This window comes from Dictyoglomus sp. DH (assembly GCF_055181375.1).
On the sequence record NZ_CM143706.1, the window covers coordinates 1,307,409 to 1,326,590 of the forward strand.

General features: G+C 37.4%; 18 protein-coding genes, 3 tRNA genes, 3 rRNA genes and 1 other RNA gene. 1 reads left to right on the forward strand and 24 read right to left on the reverse strand.

Going from position 1 to position 19,182, the window contains the following annotated elements; all coding sequences use genetic code 11:
* Entirely contained in the window at positions 1 to 726 is a 726-nt protein-coding gene (locus ACY3JJ_RS06440) for an ECF transporter S component (RefSeq protein WP_463091297.1), read from the reverse strand.
* A 155-nt stretch (positions 727 to 881) separates the two neighbouring features.
* Here ACY3JJ_RS06440 and ACY3JJ_RS06445 point away from each other — a divergent pair, with 155 nt between their 5' ends.
* The gene (locus ACY3JJ_RS06445; RefSeq protein WP_463091298.1) at positions 882 to 1,436 is read left to right on the forward strand and encodes a 5-formyltetrahydrofolate cyclo-ligase; all 555 of its coding nucleotides are present in this window, start codon (positions 882 to 884) and stop codon (positions 1,434 to 1,436) included.
* Positions 1,437 to 1,554: 118 nt separating this feature from the next.
* Here the strand turns inward: ACY3JJ_RS06445 and ACY3JJ_RS06450 are convergent, their stop codons facing one another.
* The 23 genes from ACY3JJ_RS06450 to ACY3JJ_RS06560 form a co-directional block, all read right to left on the reverse strand.
* Positions 1,555 to 2,073: a TlpA disulfide reductase family protein gene (locus ACY3JJ_RS06450; protein WP_463091299.1), complete on the reverse strand. Its 519-nt coding sequence runs from the start codon at positions 2,071 to 2,073 to the stop codon at positions 1,555 to 1,557.
* 224 nt (positions 2,074 to 2,297) lie between these two features.
* Positions 2,298 to 2,414, reverse strand: a 5S ribosomal RNA gene (gene rrf, locus ACY3JJ_RS06455).
* A gap of 66 nt (positions 2,415 to 2,480) precedes the next feature.
* Positions 2,481 to 5,495: ribosomal RNA gene (locus ACY3JJ_RS06460) — 23S ribosomal RNA — on the reverse strand.
* A gap of 55 nt (positions 5,496 to 5,550) precedes the next feature.
* Positions 5,551 to 5,626: transfer RNA gene (locus ACY3JJ_RS06465), tRNA-Ala, on the reverse strand.
* Between the two features lie 15 nt (positions 5,627 to 5,641).
* Positions 5,642 to 5,718, reverse strand: a tRNA-Ile gene (locus ACY3JJ_RS06470).
* Between the two features lie 80 nt (positions 5,719 to 5,798).
* Positions 5,799 to 7,347, reverse strand: a 16S ribosomal RNA gene (locus ACY3JJ_RS06475).
* Together the 16S, 23S and 5S rRNA genes with 2 tRNA genes alongside form the textbook arrangement of a ribosomal RNA operon.
* Before the next feature lie 7 nt (positions 7,348 to 7,354).
* Positions 7,355 to 7,492, reverse strand: a complete 138-nt coding sequence (locus ACY3JJ_RS06480; RefSeq protein WP_463082013.1) for a hypothetical protein — start codon at positions 7,490 to 7,492, stop codon at positions 7,355 to 7,357.
* Positions 7,493 to 7,540: 48 nt separating this feature from the next.
* The gene (locus tag ACY3JJ_RS06485; RefSeq protein ID WP_463091300.1) at positions 7,541 to 8,446 is read right to left on the reverse strand and encodes a radical SAM protein; all 906 of its coding nucleotides are present in this window, start codon (positions 8,444 to 8,446) and stop codon (positions 7,541 to 7,543) included.
* Positions 8,443 to 9,042: a TatD family nuclease-associated radical SAM protein gene (locus ACY3JJ_RS06490; protein WP_463091301.1), complete on the reverse strand. Its 600-nt coding sequence runs from the start codon at positions 9,040 to 9,042 to the stop codon at positions 8,443 to 8,445. The genes ACY3JJ_RS06485 and ACY3JJ_RS06490 overlap by 4 nt, the downstream gene beginning before the upstream one ends.
* Positions 9,039 to 9,803, reverse strand: coding sequence for a TatD family hydrolase (locus ACY3JJ_RS06495; RefSeq protein ID WP_463091302.1), 765 nt, complete (start codon positions 9,801 to 9,803; stop codon positions 9,039 to 9,041). The genes ACY3JJ_RS06490 and ACY3JJ_RS06495 overlap by 4 nt, the downstream gene beginning before the upstream one ends.
* A gap of 22 nt (positions 9,804 to 9,825) precedes the next feature.
* Positions 9,826 to 10,091: signal recognition particle sRNA large type (gene ffs, locus ACY3JJ_RS06500), an RNA gene on the reverse strand.
* Between the two features lie 12 nt (positions 10,092 to 10,103).
* Entirely contained in the window at positions 10,104 to 10,331 is a 228-nt protein-coding gene (locus ACY3JJ_RS06505; RefSeq protein ID WP_463091303.1) for an ABC transporter permease, read from the reverse strand.
* A gap of 36 nt (positions 10,332 to 10,367) precedes the next feature.
* Positions 10,368 to 10,459: transfer RNA gene (locus ACY3JJ_RS06510), tRNA-Ser, on the reverse strand.
* Positions 10,460 to 10,489: 30 nt separating this feature from the next.
* The gene (locus tag ACY3JJ_RS06515; RefSeq protein WP_463091304.1) at positions 10,490 to 10,924 is read right to left on the reverse strand and encodes a nucleoside deaminase; all 435 of its coding nucleotides are present in this window, start codon (positions 10,922 to 10,924) and stop codon (positions 10,490 to 10,492) included.
* An 8-nt stretch (positions 10,925 to 10,932) separates the two neighbouring features.
* The gene (gene cutA, locus ACY3JJ_RS06520; protein WP_463091305.1) at positions 10,933 to 11,244 is read right to left on the reverse strand and encodes a divalent-cation tolerance protein CutA; all 312 of its coding nucleotides are present in this window, start codon (positions 11,242 to 11,244) and stop codon (positions 10,933 to 10,935) included.
* A gap of 13 nt (positions 11,245 to 11,257) precedes the next feature.
* Positions 11,258 to 12,010: an HAD family hydrolase gene (locus ACY3JJ_RS06525; protein ID WP_463091306.1), complete on the reverse strand. Its 753-nt coding sequence runs from the start codon at positions 12,008 to 12,010 to the stop codon at positions 11,258 to 11,260.
* A complete protein-coding gene (locus ACY3JJ_RS06530; protein WP_463091307.1) occupies positions 12,003 to 12,638 on the reverse strand; it encodes a TIGR03936 family radical SAM-associated protein in 636 nt (211 codons plus the stop codon). Before ACY3JJ_RS06530 ends, ACY3JJ_RS06525 begins: the two co-directional genes overlap by 8 nt.
* Positions 12,631 to 14,421: a TIGR03960 family B12-binding radical SAM protein gene (locus ACY3JJ_RS06535; protein ID WP_463091308.1), complete on the reverse strand. Its 1,791-nt coding sequence runs from the start codon at positions 14,419 to 14,421 to the stop codon at positions 12,631 to 12,633. Before ACY3JJ_RS06535 ends, ACY3JJ_RS06530 begins: the two co-directional genes overlap by 8 nt.
* Positions 14,418 to 15,521 carry a rod shape-determining protein RodA gene (rodA, locus tag ACY3JJ_RS06540; RefSeq protein WP_463091309.1) on the reverse strand — a complete coding sequence of 368 codons (1,104 nt, stop codon included), beginning with the start codon at positions 15,519 to 15,521 and terminating at the stop codon, positions 14,418 to 14,420. The genes ACY3JJ_RS06535 and rodA overlap by 4 nt, the downstream gene beginning before the upstream one ends.
* 3 nt (positions 15,522 to 15,524) lie before the next feature.
* The gene (locus ACY3JJ_RS06545) at positions 15,525 to 16,748 is read right to left on the reverse strand and encodes a DUF1015 family protein (protein ID WP_463091310.1); all 1,224 of its coding nucleotides are present in this window, start codon (positions 16,746 to 16,748) and stop codon (positions 15,525 to 15,527) included.
* Positions 16,745 to 17,785 carry a sensor histidine kinase gene (locus ACY3JJ_RS06550; RefSeq protein WP_463092594.1) on the reverse strand — a complete coding sequence of 347 codons (1,041 nt, stop codon included), beginning with the start codon at positions 17,783 to 17,785 and terminating at the stop codon, positions 16,745 to 16,747. Before ACY3JJ_RS06550 ends, ACY3JJ_RS06545 begins: the two co-directional genes overlap by 4 nt.
* A complete protein-coding gene (locus tag ACY3JJ_RS06555; RefSeq protein WP_463082001.1) occupies positions 17,778 to 18,470 on the reverse strand; it encodes a response regulator transcription factor in 693 nt (230 codons plus the stop codon). Before ACY3JJ_RS06555 ends, ACY3JJ_RS06550 begins: the two co-directional genes overlap by 8 nt.
* Complete coding sequence (locus tag ACY3JJ_RS06560; RefSeq protein ID WP_463091311.1) at positions 18,467 to 19,180, reverse strand: YggS family pyridoxal phosphate-dependent enzyme; 714 nt, start codon at positions 19,178 to 19,180, stop codon at positions 18,467 to 18,469. Before ACY3JJ_RS06560 ends, ACY3JJ_RS06555 begins: the two co-directional genes overlap by 4 nt.
* Between the last annotated feature and the right edge of the window lie 2 nt (positions 19,181 to 19,182).

A 19,182-nucleotide genomic window follows, 5' to 3' on the forward strand; every position in this document is an offset into this window, starting at 1 on the left:
CTATGCACTCTCCTTAATTAATCTTTTTAATAATACAACTATAGGTGGACAAATTATTGACGCGATAATTGCTTCTGGAATACCATGAAGAATTCCTATGAATATAATAACTCCTAATGGGAAAATTTTAAAAATTGCTGCAAGACCAAGAGTTCCCACAGTGTTAGTCATACTTCCTAAGAAGGATGCTATTCCAATGGCAACTATTTCTCCTTCTTTTTCTTTTATTATAAATAAAATTAAAAAAGCTATGATAAAAGAGATTAAAGCTATTAAAAAACTAAATTCTAAAGAGTAATTAATAAGGCTTTCTGTAAACCACTCTCTCATGATATAGACACCACTAAGATATGCGAAAGAGAAAACTACAAAAGAGATAATAAAAGCGGTAGAGTTTTTAAGCTTCTTTTGAGACCTAAAAAAGGATAAGAGAAAATTATAAACAAGACCTGAAACAATACCAATAAAAGGTCTTGCAGGAAAAAGCACCCAGAAAGGGGCAATATGGGAAAAATACATAACTGCAGAAATGCCAAAAATGCTACCTACTAAGGCTCCAAACCATGGTCCCATAACAATGCTTGCTAATATCACTGGAATATGCATTATTGTTGCAGCACCTGCTGGTGTTGGTAGGGATATATAGCCTATACGTGAAAAACCTAATAAGAGGGTAATTGCAACAAAAAGAGATGCTAATGAGATTTTTTTGATGTTTTTAAACATTTTAATACCTCCCTTCCGGCTCCCCAACAAGGGATGCCGTTTTTTTGATTTGACTATTTATATTGATATTTATTGATATTGTCCCGCGATCCTAAAGATCTGCAGGCTTTTTGGATTATAATATATAAACTAAAAAAAGAAAAGAGGTTATATTAATGGATAAAAAAGAATTGCGGAAGATATTTTTAGAAAAAAGAAAGAATATAAGAGATAAAGAGGCAAAATCCCATGAAATTTTTCATAAGCTGAAGAATTTAGCTATTTGGGGAAAAGCATCTATAATTAACACTTATGTTTCTATAAAAGATGAGGTAGATACAAGGTTCATAATTTATCATGCTCTTGTAGAAAACAAAAGAGTATTTTGCCCCGTTATCTTTGGTAAAGACTTAAAATTTGGAGAAATTAAGACAATTAATGATTTAGAAAAAGGTCCATTTGGCATACTGCAACCTAAGGAGATTTATGAAATAGATTATAACTTGTTCGATATTATTATAGTACCTGGAATTGCATTTGATGTTAAAGGTTATAGAATAGGTTATGGTAAAGGTTATTATGATCGTTTTTTAAGCAACATTAAAAGAGGTATAAAAATAGGTTTAACCTTTGACGATTTAATTATTAATGAACTTCCAAAAGATCCTTACGATCAAAAAGTTGATATTATTATTTCAGAGAAAAAGATTATTTTTACTAATAATTATTGAATACCTATACAAGATAAACACAAAATAATACTATTTCTATGGATTTCATAAAATTCTCCCATATAAATACCAATAGTCAAAAAAAGGAATATAAGAAAGAATATAAAAAATCTTATAATCACTTTTTTAGCCATTTTTCCAATTCCTTTTTAACATCCTTTTCTGAGAGAATTCCTAAATAAATTTTTCTTATAATAAAATTTTTATCAATTAAAAAAGATGTTGGTATAGCTACAATTTGATATGTATATCCTACTTTTCCTTCTCTGTCAGAAAGAATAGTAAAACTAACTGGATTATTTTTTAAGTAATCATTAACATTTTTAGGATTTGAGTCTATACTAACAGCCACTATTTCAAATCCTTTATTTTTATGTTCCTTGTATAGCTTATCTAATAACGGCATTTCATATCTACATGGAGGGCACCATGTAGCCCAAAAATTTAATAAAATAACTTTCCCTTTAAAATCAGAAAGCCTATAATTTTTCCCCTTTAGATCTTTAAGTGAAAAATCTATAGCTTTTTCATTTTCTCCTAGATTGGCTATTGAGTAAGATGTATGAATTAACAGGACAAATAATATAATCATTAAAAGAATTTTTAAAAATCTATTATTCTTCATCATTTTTTTCATTTTAAACTCCTCCCTTTTTGCATATATTAATTAAAAGAACTTTCCAGGCGAGGTAGGGGGTGATGGGTGAGGGGGGAAGGGGACCCTCGCCTGGAAAGGTTCTTAACAAATTCTTTTTGATATAATCCTAACATTTTAAAAATTTTTTGTCAAGATTCCTAATTTTAAAATTGATTAAAAATAATAACAGAAATAATTTACACTGATCAAAAAAAGAGGAGGCTCTCTGGCGATGACCTACTCTCCCACCCCGTTGCCAGGGCAGTACCATCGGCGCTGGAGGGCTTAGCTTCCGTGTTCGGAATGGGAACGGGCGTTTCCCCTCCGCTCTAATCACCAGTAGCCTCCTCTTCTTTCATAACTCCATCATAAATCCTTCTTGAGAGAGATCACACCGTAACCAGCCAGGCGTCAAAGCCTCGGCATATTAGTACCGGTCGGCTTCACGCATTGCTGCGCTTCCACCTCCGGCCTATCTACCTCCTCTTCTCGGAGGTGCCTTACCAGGTTTTCCCTGTGGGAAACCTTATCTTGGGGTGGGCTTCGCGCTTAGATGCTTTCAGCGCTTATCCCGTACGGACTTGGCTACCCAGCTCCTGCACCTGACGGCACAACTGGTACACCAGAGGTCCGCCTGCTCCGGTCCTCTCGTACTAGGAGCAGTTCCCCTCAAGTTTCCTACGCCCGTGGCGGATAGGGACCGAACTGTCTCACGACGTTCTGAACCCAGCTCACGTACCGCTTTAATGGGCGAACAGCCCAACCCTTGGGACCTTCTCCAGCCCCAGGATGCGGTGAGCCGACATCGAGGTGCCAAACCTCGCCGTCGATGTGGACTCTCGGGCGAGATCAGCCTGTTATCCCCGGAGTAACTTTTATCCGTTGAGCGATGGCCCTTCCACTCGGGACCACCGGATCACTAGGCCCGACTTTCGTCTCTGCTCGGCCCGTCGGCCTCACAGTCAGGCAGGCTTAACGCCCTTACACTTTAGGCACGATTTCTAACCGTGCCAAGCCTACCTTTGGGCGCCTCCGTTACCTTTTAGGAGGCGACCGCCCCAGTCAAACTGCCCACCAAGCACTGTCCCCCAAAAGGCTCTTCTTTTGGGGTTAGAACCCCAACACCACAAGGGTGGTATTCCACCGGCGGCTCCACAGAGGCTGGCGCCCCTGCTTCTCAGCCTCCCACCTATCCTCTACATGCGGTGCCAAAGTTCAATGCCAGGCTGCAGTAAAGCTTCACGGGGTCTTTCCGTCCTGCCACGGGTAGTCCGTATCTTCACGGACACTCTAATTTCACCGGGCCCCTCGTTGAGACAGCGCTCCAGTGGTTATGCCTTTCATGCGGGTCGGAACTTACCCGACAAGGAATTTCGCTACCTTAGGACCGTTATAGTTACGGCCGCCGTTCACTGGGGCTTCGGTTCAGGGCTTCGGGTATTCCCCTAACCCTTCCCCTTAACCTTCCAGCACCGGGCAGGCCTCAGCCCCTATACATCGGCTTCTACGCCTTAGCAGAGACCTGTGTTTTTGGTAAACAGTCCCCAGAGCCACTTCACTGCGGCCCTTTCAGGCTATTCACCTTACTCGGGCACCCCTTCTTGCGAACGTACGGGGCCATTTTGCCGAGTTCCTTAACGAGGGTTATCCCGCGCACCTTTGGATCTTCACCTCGCCCACCTGTGTCGGTTTGCGGTACGGGCACCCGCTAACCTCCCTAGAAGCTTTTCTCGGCAGTGTGGGCTCGATGCCTTCGCCCTCTCTCGAGGACTCCCCATCACTCCTCGGTTCATCAGGAGTGCGGATTTGCCTACACTCCCTCCCTTAGAGCTTGGACCTGGTATGTCACCACCAGGCGCACCTACCCTCCTGCGTCCCTCCTTCGGTATTAACGGTTAGCAGGTGGGGCCGGAATATTAACCGGCTGTGCATCACCTACGCCTTTCGGCCTCGGCTTAGCTCCCGCCTAACCCTGGGAAGACGAGCTTTACCCAGGAAACCTCGGGCTTTCGGTGGGAGGGATTCTCACCCTCCTTTTCGCTACTCATGCCGGCATTCTCACTTCCGCCTCGTCCAGCGGTCCTTCCGGTCCGCCTTCTCCCTACAGCGGAACGCTCCCCTACCGCTCTACCTACCCGAAGATAGGTAGAACCCAAAGCTTCGGTGCCGGGCTTTAGCCCCGTGTATTTTCGGCGCAGCTTGGCTCGATCAGTGAGCTATTACGCACTCTTTGAATGATGGCTGCTTCTAAGCCAACATCCTGACTGTCTTCGCCAAGCTACCTCCTTTACCACTTAGCCCGGACTTTGGGACCTTAGCTGTTGATCTGGGCTGTTCCCCTCTCGACTATGGAGCTTATCCCCCACAGTCCGACTCCCAGCCATCCACCTAAGGCATTCGGAGTTTGACTGGACTCGGCAGCGGATCCCCGCCCCTCGCCCAACCAGTGCTCTACCTCCTTAGGCTTCATCAGCTGAGGCTAGCCCTAAAGCTATTTCGGGGAGAACCAGCTATCTCCAGGCTCGATTAGCTTTTCACTCCTACCCACAGCTCATCCCATAGCTTTTCACTGCTAACGGGTTCGGACCTCCACGGGGGGTTAACCCCGCTTCATCCTGGCCATGGGTAGCTCGCCTGGTTTCGGGTCTAATGCGTGTGACTTGACGCCCTCTTCAGGCTCGCTTTCACTTCGGCTCCGGGACTCCTCTCCCTTAACCTCGCCACACGCATTAACTCGCCGGCTCATTCTTCAACAGGCACGCAGTCGAGCCAGCTCAAAAGAGTTACCCCCTTTTGAGCATCGCTCTCCTACTCCTTGTGGACGTACGGTTTCAGGTTCTATTTCACTCCCCTCTCCGGGGTTCTTTTCACCTTTCCCTCACGGTACTATGCGCTATCGGTCACCAAGGGTATTTAGCCTTAGGCGGTGGTCCGCCCTGATTCGCGCAGGATTCCACGTGCCCCACGCTACTCGGGATTAAGGCCCATAAGAGATACATACTTTTCGCCTACGGGGCTCTCACCCTCTCTGGCCAGCCTTCCCAGACTGTTCGGCTAAGTATGTATTCCCTTACGAGAGAGTCGCGGCTCCCTCCGGCCTTATCCCTCTACCCCTGAGTGGCAACGCCCGCGAGCTTCTCCACCACTCAGGTTTAGGCTCCTCCCCTTTCGCTCACCACTACTCAGGGAATCGATTGTCTCTTTCTTCTCCTCGGGGTACTAAGATGTTTCAGTTCCCCCAGTTCCCCTCCCTAAGAGTTTCCCCTTAGGGATACTCTGGCATTACCCAGAGTGGGTTTCCCCATTCGGAAATCCCCGGATCATAGCTTGCTCGCAGCTCCCCGGGGCGTTTCGCCGCCTGCCGCGTCCTTCTTCGGCCCTTGGCGCCTAGGCATCCACCGTACGCCCTTTCTACTTTGACGCCCGGCTGATTACTGCATCATCCCTCTCTATCTTCTCTTGTCTAAGGTGCAAATTTGGTGGAGCTGACCGGACTTGAACCGGTGACCCCCTGCGTGCAAAGCAGGTGCTCTCCCAGCTGAGCTACAGCCCCACCCCTCAAATAAAATGGTGGGCCCTCCTGGACTCGAACCAGGGACCTCACCCTTATCAGGGGTGCGCTCTAACCACCTGAGCTAAGAGCCCACTTTAATAATCATAATTAGTCGGGAGAAAAGAGGGAGAAGAGATAAAGGAAAAAGAGGACACTTTTCCTTCTCCATAAGAAAGGAGGTGATCCAGCCGCACCTTCCGGTACGGCTACCTTGTTACGACTTCACCCCAATCATCCGCCCCACCTTCGGCAGGCTCTTCGCCTGACTTCGGGTGTTGCGGACTCTCGTGGTGTGACGGGCGGTGTGTACAAGGCCCGAGAACGTATTCACCGCAGCGTGGCTGATCTGCGGTTACTAGCGATTCCGCCTTCACGCAGGCGAGTTGCAGCCTGCGATCTGAACTGGGGGTGGTTTTAGGGATTCGCTCCACCTCGCGGCTTCGCTCCCCTCTGTACCACCCATTGTAGCGCGTGTGTAGCCCAGGGCATAAGGGGCATACTGACTTGACGTCATCCCCACCTTCCTCCGGCTCATCGCCGGCAGTCCCCTTAGAGTGCCCGGCTTTACCCGCTGGCAACTAAGGGCAGGGGTTGCGCTCGTTGCGGGACTTAACCCAACATCTCACGACACGAGCTGACGACAGCCATGCACCACCTGTGCAGGCTCCAAATAAGGGGAAACCCCCCTCATTCGGCACTTACCCTTTCGGGTAAGCTTTCAGCCTGCATGTCAAGCCCTGGTAAGGTTCTTCGCTTAGCATCGAATTAAACCACGCGCTCCACCGCTTGTGCGGGCCCCCGTCAATTCCTTTGAGTTTTAGCCTTGCGGCCGTACTCCCCAGGCGGGGCACTTATCGCGTTTGCTGCAGCACGGAGAGTCTGACTCCCCACACCTAGTGCCCATCGTTTACGGCTAGGACTACCGGGGTATCTAATCCCGTTCGCTCCCCTAGCTTTCGCGCCTCAGCGTCAGGGCCAGTCCAGAGAGCCGCCTTCGCCACCGGCGTTCCTTCCGATATCTACGCATTTCACCGCTACACCGGAAGTTCCGCTCTCCTCTCCTGCCCTCTAGCTTAGCAGTATCAGATGGCCTCCCCAAGTTGAGCTTGGGGCTTCCACATCTGACTTGCTAAGCCGCCTACACGCCCTTTACGCCCAGTAAATCCGGACAACGCTCGCCCCCTACGTCTTACCGCGGCTGCTGGCACGTAGTTAGCCGGGGCTTTTTCCTCGGGTACCGTCAGCTTTCTTCCCCGAGAAAAGAGGTTTACACCCCGAAGGGCTTCTTCCCTCACGCGGCGTCGCTCCGTCAGGGTTTCCCCCATTGCGGAAGATTCCCGGCTGCTGCCTCCCGTAGGAGTCTGGGCCGTGTCTCAGTCCCAGTGTGGCCGACCACCCTCTCAGGCCGGCTACCCGTCTTCGCCTTGGTGGGCCATTACCCCACCAACTAGCTGATAGGCCGCAGGCCCATCCCAGAGCAGTATACAGAGTTGCCTCTGTATACTCTTTCCTTACCTTAGCTCTCCGCTCGATAAGTATATGGGGGTTTAGCACCCCTTTCGAGGTGTTATCCCCCTCTCTGGGGTAGGTTACCTACGTGTTACTCACCCGTGCGCCGCTCTCACTCCTATCGGTTATCCCAATAGGAGCTACCGCTCGACTTGCATGCCTTAGGCACGCCGCCAGCGTTCGTCCTGAGCCAGGATCAAACCCTCCATCCAGTATATATCATACCTTCCCTTTCGGGTCTGTATCCTCGCTCTCTATATGCCTTCCTCTCTTCTTCCTTCTCTCTTCTCTCTCCCTTTTCTCCCTTTGTCTAATGTGCATCCGCCCTTTCTCATCGGGCGGATTAAATTCTATCATATATATCTCCCTTTTGCAAGAGGGGGGATTTAAATTTTTTAAAAGAAATTAGTCTACATATATTCTTGTAAACCCCATATTTTTAGCTAAATTTATTGCCTCCTTATATTCACTTGGTAATATTGTTCTGTTTATTAATGGATATTCATAGGCTTTATAGAGCGGTCTGTATTGAGGCATTATATTTATAAAAACATCTGTAGAGATTTCCTTTTTTAAAAATTCGAGCCATTCCTTTATAGATGAAACCCCATTGGGAAGTAGGAGATGTCTTACAATAAGGCCTCTTATAGCTACGCCATTCTCGTCCGTTATAAGATTTCCCACTTGTCTATACATTTCCTTTACTGCTTCTTTTGCTACCTCAGGATAATCAAATGCATTAGCAAGTTTTAAAGATATATCATAGGACCAAAATTTTATGTCTGGCATATATATATCTATTATACCTTCTAACTCTCTAAGGGTTTCTAAAGACTCATATCCACTACTGTTATAAACTAAAGGTATATTTAAACCCTTAGGAATAGCATAATAAAGAGCTTCTAATATTTGAGGTACATAATGAGTAGGTGTGACAAGATTAATATTGTGACAACCCATATTCTGTAGTTCAATCATTATATTTGCTAAGGTTTCTGTATTAATAATTTCTCCAATCCCTAAATGACTAATAGTATAATTTTGACAAAAAATACAACCCAGGTTGCAATAAGTAAAGAATATAGTACCAGATCCACTTTTCCCAACTAGAACCTTTTCTTCACCAAAATGAGGGAAATAACTTGATATAGTTATTTCTGATGAAGCCTTACAATACCCTTTTTCTCTTTTTTTTCTATTTACTTTACAATTTCTTGGACACAGGTTGCATGATTCCAGTTTTTTACTTAAGATATTAATTTTTCTTTCCAAATCACCTTTCTTATAACTCTCAATGTAAATAGGTCTCATAAGGACCTTAAAAATTCCCTTATCTTAAATTTTACATTTAAATTATGGGCCACTTCCTCACATTTTTTTATATCTATAGAAGGTATATTAACAACACTTACCCACACATCTTTAATATAAATAGAAGAGAATTTGATAAATTCAATTAAATATTTATATGCATCTTTAAATACTGGTCGTGATATTAAGTTATATTTATATCCATTTTCTGCATTTAGACTAATAGAGATACTATCTACAAAAGGTGAAATTTCTGGCAAAATGTTTTTTCCATGAAATATATTAGCATGTCCATTAGTATCTATTCTTATGTTTTTGTTGGGATAGTATTCTTTAACATATCTTGAAACTTTCTTTACTATTTCTACTCTTAATAAGGGTTCTCCATATCCGCAAAATACTATTTCTTTATAGTCTTTCAAATTTAATTCTTTTAATTCAATAATAATATCTTTAAAGGTAGGTTCTTTTTCTAACCATAATATTTTATCACCGATTCTATCTGAATAATTGCGTATACAAAATGTACATCTATTAGTACATTTATTGGTTATATTAAGATACAAATTTTCACCTAATACATATACTACGTTCATATATTTATATTTTTGAATATTCTTTTTAAATTTTTCTTGATAATATCAGAGAGAGTGATTAGATCTATATTTTTTATTTCGGATATTTTTTGGGCTATCTCAGGTAAATAGGCAGGTTCATTAATCTTTCCTCTTATAGATTGAGGAGGAAGATAAGGTGCATCAGTCTCAGTAGCTATTAAATCTAGTGGTAATTTTTTTAAAACTTCTCTTAAATTATTTGCATTTGGATAAGTTATAGGTCCAGAAAAACTGAACAAAAAATTCCAATCTGCTATAATTTTTGCTATTTCATAACTTCCACTAAAGCTATGCATTATACCTCCTACATCCCATACTCTTTCGGCTTTCATAATATTTATAAGATCTTTCCAGGCCTCTCTACTATGAATGACAATAGGAAGTTTATTTTCTTTGGCATATTGAATAAATTGTATAAATACTTGTTTCTGAGAATCTTTTGAAGAGTATAGTTTATAATAATCAAGCCCTATTTCTCCAATAGCTATTACCTTTGACGTAAGAAGTTTATCCCACTCTTTCTTATTGAATTCAAATTTGTCGGATTCATGCGGATGTAAGCCTATGATTGCATAAATATCATCATCCCCACTTAGTTCCACTGCAATTCGGCTTGACTCTATGTCATATCCTACTACAAAAAATTTATTAACCTCTTTTTCTTTAGCTCTATTTACGATCTCTTCCCAAGAAGCATAAAGTCGCTTATCATTTAGATGAACATGTGAATCAATCCACATACTTTAAAATAATAGCCCAGGGCTATGCCTCCACCGTCGATTTGATCCTCCGGGAGAAGAGAGATAGGAAAGCTCCAATTAGGTTCACTGCGGCACCTAAGAAGTACCTCTTACCGTTGCTTCCTTTCGGACCTGGCGGGGTTTGAGGACTTCTTAGTGCACAGCTCCTAATCTTCATCGCTTCCATCTCTCCCTTCTTACCCACAAGACCAAACCTCAGGTGGCCTTTCGGCCCTGCTATAGCGGATTGCAGGTTCAGGGCACCGCTAGCTCCCCGCCTAAGCATAGCCCTGGGCATTTTTATTCTTGAATTCTTAATAATATGAATAAAGTACTAAAAATAACCCAAACAAATGAAAGTATTAGTAAGAAGATTAATATTTTACCTATCCATGCTCCTATGCTTTTTTCATTTCTAAAAAACAAAGAAAAATTTAGCTCTTTTACAACTGCAAAAGCAGCTAATATACCAACAAAAAAACTAATTATAATACTCGTTAGACTCATTAATTCTCTTATATTTTTCATATCTTCATATCTTTAATATTAATTATTTATACTAAATGGCGGAGAGGGTGGGATTCGAACCCACGAGGCCACTTTCGTGGCCTACTCGCTCTCCAGGCGAGCGCCTTCGTCCACTCAGCCACCTCTCCGCTCTGATTATATTTTATCATAAAAATACGTTAAGGTGAACTCCTTAAATTAGTAAAAAACTTTTTTAGAATTTCCTCGCTTTCTTCTTTCATTATTCCAGTTATAATTTCCAATTTCTGCCACTTTTTATAATTTTCAATATTACATATAAACCTTGAAAATCCTTCTTCATGATTACTCGCCCCATATATTAATTTATCAAATCTTGCTTGTAGTATAGCTCCGAAACACATTATACAAGGTTCAAGCGTTACATATATAGTACAGCCATAAAATCTCCAATCACCAAGCTTTTTATATGCTTTCCTTATAGCTATAATCTCTGCATGGCAAAGAATATCTTTTTTTGATTCACGAAGATTGTGTCCTCGAGAAATTATTTCCCCATCTTTTACAATAACAGCACCTACAGGTACTTCATTCTTTTCTAAAGCCTTCTTTGCTTCTCTTAATGCTTCTGACATAAAAAAGTTTATATCTTTACTGAGTCCATGACCCATCTTATATACTCGGGAAGTCCATAATTTATTGGGATACCTATAATTTCAGGAAGTTCATATGGGTGTAACTCTTTCACTTTTTTTACTAAATCTGGAAATTTACTTTTATCTGTTTTTAATAAAACTATCACTTCATCTGCAATTTGTTTTTCATTATTCCAATAAAAGTAAGACTTAACATTAGGAATAATATTACCACAAGCAATTAGATGATCACCTAAAAGAGCGTTGACTATTTTTTCTGCTGTCTCTTCCTTATCCACCGTTATAATACATAATATCATTTTTCTCTTCACCTCACTTTAAATTAATAATCTTCTTCTCAATTCTATATAAAGAATCATTTGGATTACAATCTAATATAAAATTAGCAACCTTCTTAAGTTTCTCTGATGAGTTTATCAATGTAAAGCTTAATCCAGCTAATTTTAACATATCCTCATCATTATCAAAATCCCCGATGGCAATAACTTCTTTAGGAGATATATTTAACATATTTATAAGCATCTTGAGGGCATTACCCTTTGATATACCATATGGTAATATTTCTAAATAATACGGAGCAGAAAATACAGCATTAATTTTATTATTATAATTTCTATCTATATGAGTTTTAATAATCTTTAAATCTTCTTCTTTTCCTTCCAAGAATATCTTAATTATTTTTTCGTTTTCTCTTTCAAGTAGCAATAAAGCCTCTTCATCTTCAAAAAGCATATCTTCATAATATACCCCTACTTTTATTTTTTCATAATATATCTTTATAAATTGAAGCGAATCTTTAACTTCTCTATTGGATAAATATCTGATAAATAAAAATCTACTTTCCACAGGATGATATATTCCAGCCCCATTGTACAATATTATTGGTATATTAATATTTAATATTCTTATCTTTGATTCTATAGATGACCATCTTCTACCCGTTGCTATGGTAAAATCTATTCCTTTTTCTCTGAGCTTTCTTACAGCAATAATGTTTTGAGATGATAAGGTTTCTGTATAATCAACTATACTTCCATCAAAATCAGCCACAAGTAGCTTATACATTTAAAATCACTTCTCTTACTTGGTTTATTAGCAAAGGCTTATAGGAAAAAATTTCTAAGAATTCCTCTCCTCTAATAATTGAATCTTCTATCTTTTTGGTCTTCAATTCTATATTATATCTATTGTCCCTTTTTTCTATTTTTATATCGTAAATATACCTTTTCAAATCTATTTCCTTTATCTTTTCCCCTCTTCTTACTAATATATAAACCTTATCATTATTCTTAAATCTTTCAATATCTTCTAAAAATGAACTTTCATTAGCCACAAAAACTTCTAACTCATAATTTATGCCGTAAGTATCTTTGATAAGAGATGATTTAGGTGATTCTAACACCTCAAAAAATTGAAGGTCTTCAGGTAATTCCTTGTTCCATTTATTAAGAACTTCTTCCCTTTCAATATAATACTTTAACGTTATATCTAACCATTCTTTTTTGCTCTCAATTCCAACTGGACAAGGTAATCCCAAGGATATTAGAGGCCTTGGATTATACCCCTGAGAATAAGCTACAGGTAATCCAGACCTCCTTATAGCCCTATTCATAAAATTTAACATATCTATTGAACTTATATATTTAAGCAACCTTTTTTTGTAAAATGCAAGTCTATAGACTATTTTATCCATAATGAGATACTCCACAAAAATCACAAAATAATCCCCATTCACAAGGAGGTGTCTCTTCACATTTATAAGCTTTTTCTCTTTCTTTTATAAGATAATTTTTTCTAACCCCACAAAATATATGATCCCAGGGTAAAGGATCATCTATATTTTTCTTTTCTGTATACCATTTAGGATTTATATTTAGATTATTAAAGATCTTTTCCCAAATATCTATTCTTAAAAACTCTGTCCAACTTTCAAATCTGCTTCCCATTTGCCAAGCTAAATTAAGAATGTTCGAAAGTCTTCTGTCACCTCTTGAAAAAATTGCCTCCAAATAACTCATACTATAGTCATGGAAATCTATAGAAATATTTTTTCTTTTAAGAGCTTTTCTTAAAATATTTTTTCTTCTCTCAATTATTTCTCTATCCTCAAATTTTTCCCATTGAAATGAGGTATGAGGTTTTGGAACAAATATGGAGAAACTCAAATGTATTTTAGACCTTCTATTTAACCTTATTATTTTTTCAACTAGATTGACAGTCTCATAAATGTCCTCATCTGTTTCTGTAGGTAGTCCTAGCATGAAGTATAACTTAATATTATTCCAACCTTTACTAAAAGCCACATCGAGAGTCTTAAAAAACTCTTCTTCTTTAAGGTTTTTATTTATAACTTTTCTCAACCTTTCAGTTCCTGCTTCTATCGCGAAAGTAAGACTTGATTTTTTATTTTTTTCTACTTTCTCTGCAAGCTCTAAGGAGAATTTATCAGCTCTAAGAGATGGTAAAGTAAAGTTTACATGTTTTCCTTTAAAATCCTCGTTCAATAAATCTAATAGTTTTTCTATATTGGGATAGTCATTAGTACTTAAAGATAATAAACTAATTTCTTCATAACCTGTGTTCTCAAATATTTCCTTAGCATATTTTCTTATAGTATCTATACTTCTGTATCTTTTAGGTCTATATATATAACCTGCAAAACAAAATCTGCAACTTCTTTGACATCCTCGCATAATTTCTATTGCTCCACGATCATGAGCAACCTGCTGGATGGGCACAATAGGACGAGTTGGAAAAGGAGCTTTTTCTAAATCATAGACAATTCTCCTTGATATTTTTGGAGGAACCCAAGGATATAAAGGAATTATTTCTTTAAATTTATCCTTCTCATAAATTGGCTTGTATAATGAAGGGATATATACTCCTTCTATTTTTACAAGTTCTTTAAACAGTTGAGTTTTATTTTCTTTTGACTCCTTCCATTCCAAATATACATCAATAATTTCGTTAATAGCTTCCTCTGCTTCACCAATAAAAATTACATCAATAAAATCAGCAATAGGTTCTGAATTTAATACTGTAGGACCACCTGCAATTATTAAAGGATAAGATTCATCTCTATCCCTTGAGAATATAGGAATATGTGATAAATTTAATATGGTAAGGATTCCAGAGTAGGTAAGCTCATAGGATAAACTAAAAGCCAACCAGTCAAAACTCTTAATAGGCTTTTGCGTTTCTAATGAAAAAAGAGGGATTTTTCTATCCCTTAGCAAATTTTCTAAATCTATATAAGGGGCAAAAACTCTTTCACATAGTGTATCCTCTCTATTATTTAGTAAAAAGTAAATTATCTGAAAACCTAAATGAGACATTCCAATTTCATATAAATCTGGAAATGCTAATGCAACTTTCAATTTAACTTTATTCCAGTCCTTAATAATAATATTGTGCTCTTTGCCTATATATCTTGAGGGTTTTTCTACTTTATCCAAGATTAATTCTAAATCTCTCATAAAATATTTATTTCACTCCTCAATGCAATATTAAACATTAATCCCAACATAGCATAACTTACGATTAATGAGGTTCTTGCAAAACTTACAAAGGGCAGAGGAATACCAACAACTGGTGCCATTCCCATAACCATACTTAGGTTTATAAAGGTCTGGAATAAAAGGGTAAAAAGTACTCCTCCAACTACTAACTTACCAAAATTATCTTTTAGCCTTTTCCAAATTTCCCATATATTTCTAAATAATAAATAATAGAGTAAAACTAGCAAAACACTACCTATAAACCCAAATTCTTCAGCAAGGGAAGAAAATATAAAATCAGTATGTTGTTCTGGAATAAGACTTAAATGTGTCTGGGGTCCTTGTAACCATCCTTTTCCCAAAATTCTTCCAGAACCTATAGCTATCATAGATTGAATTACTTGATATCCACTACCGAGAGGATCTCTCATAGGATCAAAAAATGTCAATATTCTCTGTTGTTGATAAGGCTTAAGAAAAAGCCAAAGAAAAGGAAGAATAGTAAGTATTAGAAAAAAGGTTCTTATAATATATTTTTTGGGAATACCATAAAGATATAAAACAAAAATTCCAGAAGTAAAAATAACTATTGCTGTTCCAAGATCCGGTTGTATAACCACTAACATAGTAGGAACTAAGATGAGTGATAAAATTAAAGTATAGTCTTTAAAAGAAAAACTTTTTTTATGTTTTGATAATTCAATAAGAAAGCCCGATATTGATATGGTTATAAAGAGTTTTGATAATTCAGAGGGCTGAAAAGAAAAACCAAGAATAGAAAACCATCTTTGAGCCCCTAAACTTCTTCTTCCAAAGAAAAAAACAAATATCAGTAAAATTATATTTAATATATATACTAAAATCCAAGCCCTTTCCCAAACTCTAAAGGGAATGGACATAAATAGAAAGAAAAATATAATCCCTATTAAAAAAGCTAGTAATTGTCTATTTACAAAAAGAAAGGGTGAAAGTTTCTGATAAGTTAGTCTACTTACAGTAGTATCATAAATAAGAAAAAGTCCTATAAACGTAAGTAATATAGATAATATAAAAATACGTACCAAATATTTTCGTACCATGTTTTATTCATCCATTTTCCAAAGAGCCAATCCTGATGCTGGTTTTGGATAAAAATATGTAGACTTTTGAGGAAGTCTTTCTCTGTTTATAGCCAAAGCATAGACGATTTCAATAGGTATGGAGGGCAATATGAAAGCATATTCAAATTCGTTAGAATTTATATTTTTTCTTAACTCTTTAAGATCATGGGAAAATCTTATTAATCCTTTTTCTTGTAAATCACTTTCAGTAGTATTTAATATACCTTCCCAAACACCTTTTTGAAGTAGAGTTGTAGGTAAGATCCACCATAAATCTGAAACGTCATTATTCCTACTATTTATATATGAGGTATTAGGAATTAATTTCAATATTCTATTATCTTTAAGAAGGTATATAAAAGGTTTGTTTGGATTAAATACAAGATCTAAATCATCCATATTCTCCCCTAAATATACATCAAAGTTCTTTCTGAGATCCTCAATATTTAATTGAACTTCTTTACTAACTATTCTATGGGTTGGTAAAAGCTTAACGCCTGGATCATATAAGTCAGTAATAAGCATAAGTATATATTTAGCTTTTTCATCTTTAGTCTCACTATAATAAAGCCATGAGGCTTCATATCTATGGTGACCATCTGCAATTAAAATCTTTTTTTCAATCAAATATTGTTCAATGAGATTTATAAGTGATTCATCGTTTATTTTCCATAGATAATGATCTCTATAATCCCAGCTAGTTACTTTAATGAGAGGTTTCTCCTTTTCAATCTTCTTCCACAATAATGAAAGTTTTCCTTCTTTGTCTTCATAAATGCCCCAAATGGGTTCAAGATTAGCCCTTAATTCTTTGAGAAGCTCTAATCTATCTTTCTTTGGACCAGAAAAAGTACGTTCATGAGGTAAAATGTTTTCACCTAAGGGTTGTAATTCTAATATTCCTAAAAGTCCATACATCTTATCTATTTTGTCTCCCCATTGATATTCTTGTTTATATAAAAAATATCCATTTTCCTCAAAGACAAGAATACCTTGATTTATCCACTCTTTAAAAACTTTAGAAATTTCTATATAATTGGTTGGATATTTATCTCCTAATGTAAGATGAGTTATATTGTAAGGATGCATAGATAGAAAATAAACCCTTTCTTCTTTTTGTATCACATCATAAGGTGGAGCAATAAGTTTTTCTAAGGGAAGATTTAAATTATATCTTAGAGCTCTAAATGGTAAAAACTTAATCATACATTATTACCTTCCTTTCTTTTAGGAATTATAATTTCAAATTTTGTCCCTTCTCCAAGTTTACTTTCTACTTTTATACTCCACCCGTGTCTTTCAACCAACTTTTTGACAATAGAAAGCCCTAACCCTGAACTAAATCCATCCTCATTAGTGCGAGATTTACTTACTCTATAAAATCTGTCAAATATTCTATCTATATCCTTCTCAGGAATTCCAATACCTGTATCTTGTACCCATAAGACTAAGTATTCATTTTTATCATTTACTCCTACCTCAATTTTCCCTCCAGAAGGGGTATACTTAACAGCATTTTCAATCAAATTAAATAAAATAGTGTCCAAATACTGTGGATCTGCAAATATTACAATGTTTTCTGATAAATTTATACTTACTTTTAAGTTCTTCTTAGAAATATGAGGACTCAGTCTATCCAAGACATTAATTACACTTTCATAGAGAGATACATCTTTAGGTTGAAGTTCTATAACACCAGCTTCTAATCTTGATAAATTAAGAAGATTACTTATTAGTTTTGACATTCTCTCTATTTCTCTTCTTAAATAAGGAAAAAATTCACTATATATTTCTTCAAGAGTAATCTTTTTTTCAGAGAAAAGATCTATTAATATCTGTATAGAAGTAAGTGGTGTCCTTAATTCATGAGATGCATTTCCTAAGAATTCCTTGAAGTTTTCCTCCATTTTTTGTATAGGAGTATAATCATTTATTATTAGCATCACTTCTTTACTTTCCTTTAAATAATAAGCTTCGATTTCTAAAAATTTTCTTTCATTTCCCCAAAAATTGAGGGATATTTTATTATATTTTTGATTTTCTAATGTTTTTCTAAATACATCATCTATTTCATAATCCGGTATTAATTCTATTAACTTCTTCCTTCTCGCTTTTTTCGGTATATCAAAAATTTCAGAAGCCTTCTTATTCACATATAGTACAGTACCATCCTTGTTAATGATAATTACCCCTATAGGAATATATTCTAAAAGAAAATTCCATCTTTCTTTTAACTTATTTATTTTCGCTCGCCTCCTGGAATTTGTAACCTAAATTTCTAACTGTCACAATATATTTAGGGTGACTAGGATCATCCTCTACTTTTTCTCTTAACCATCTTATATATACATCTACCGCTCGAGGTTCTCCCCAAAAGTTCTCTCCCCATATATGTTTTATAATCATATCCCTCGTCCATACTCTTCCAGGTGAAGATATTAATAGTTTTAATATTTCAAACTCTCTATATGAAAGATTAACTTCTTTTCCTTTTACTTTTACAGTTCTCTTAACTAAATCCATTTCAAAAGGTGGGGCAACAATTTTTTGACTTTTCAAAAGATCTGATTGATACCTTCTTAAAACAGCTTCTATCCTTGCAAGTAGTTCTTTTGCGCTAAAAGGCTTTGTAATATAATCATCTGCTCCTATTTTTAAACCAAGAACTTTATCTACTTCCTCATCTTTGGCTGTCAACATTATAATTGGTACATTACTTACTTTTCTTATCTCTTTACATACTTCCCATCCATCCTTTTCAGGTAACATTATATCAAGAAGCACTAAATCAGGATTGAAGAGCTTGAATTTGTTTAATGCTTCTACGCCATCATAAGCTGCTTCCACTTCATATCCCTCTTTTTTCAATAAAAGCGATAGAGAGCTTACTATACCCTTATCATCTTCCACTAGTAATATCTTTTTCATCCTCTCACCTCAAATTCTTTAGAGAATATTATTCTTCCTAACCTAAGAAGGTTAGCTCCCTCTTCAATGGCTATTTCAAAATCTTCCGACATTCCCATTGATAGATACCTTAAGTTTAGGTTTTCCTTAACTTTTAAAACCTCCCAGATATTATAAAGACTTCTAAAAACCCTCCTTATTTCATCCTTATCTGTAGTCAAAGGACCTATTGTCATAAGACCTTCTATTTTTAGATATTCATAACTCAATAATTCATTTAGTGATTTCCAAAATTCATCCTCTTTAAATCCATATTTCGTCTTTTCTCCAGATAAGTTTAACTGAATTAATACCTTTACTACTTTGTTCTCACGTTGAGCTTCTTTATTTAAAGCTTTAGCAAGATCCAATCTATCTAAGGAATGAATCAAGTCAAATAATTTTAATGCTTTCTTTACCTTATTTGTTTGTAGATGACCCACTAAGTGCCATTCACATTCTAAATCTCCTGCTAATTCGTTTATTTTCTTTTCTGCTTCTTGCACTCTGTTTTCTCCAATTTTTCTAACTCCGACCTCATAAGCCTTTCTTATATAAGTTGATGGAAAACCCTTAGAAACTGCAACTACTTTAATTTCATCAGGATTTCTTCCCACTCTAAGAGCAGCTTTCTCTATCTTTTCTTTTACTTTTTCCCAATTTTCTTTAATAAAATTTAATTCGTTATCCATAA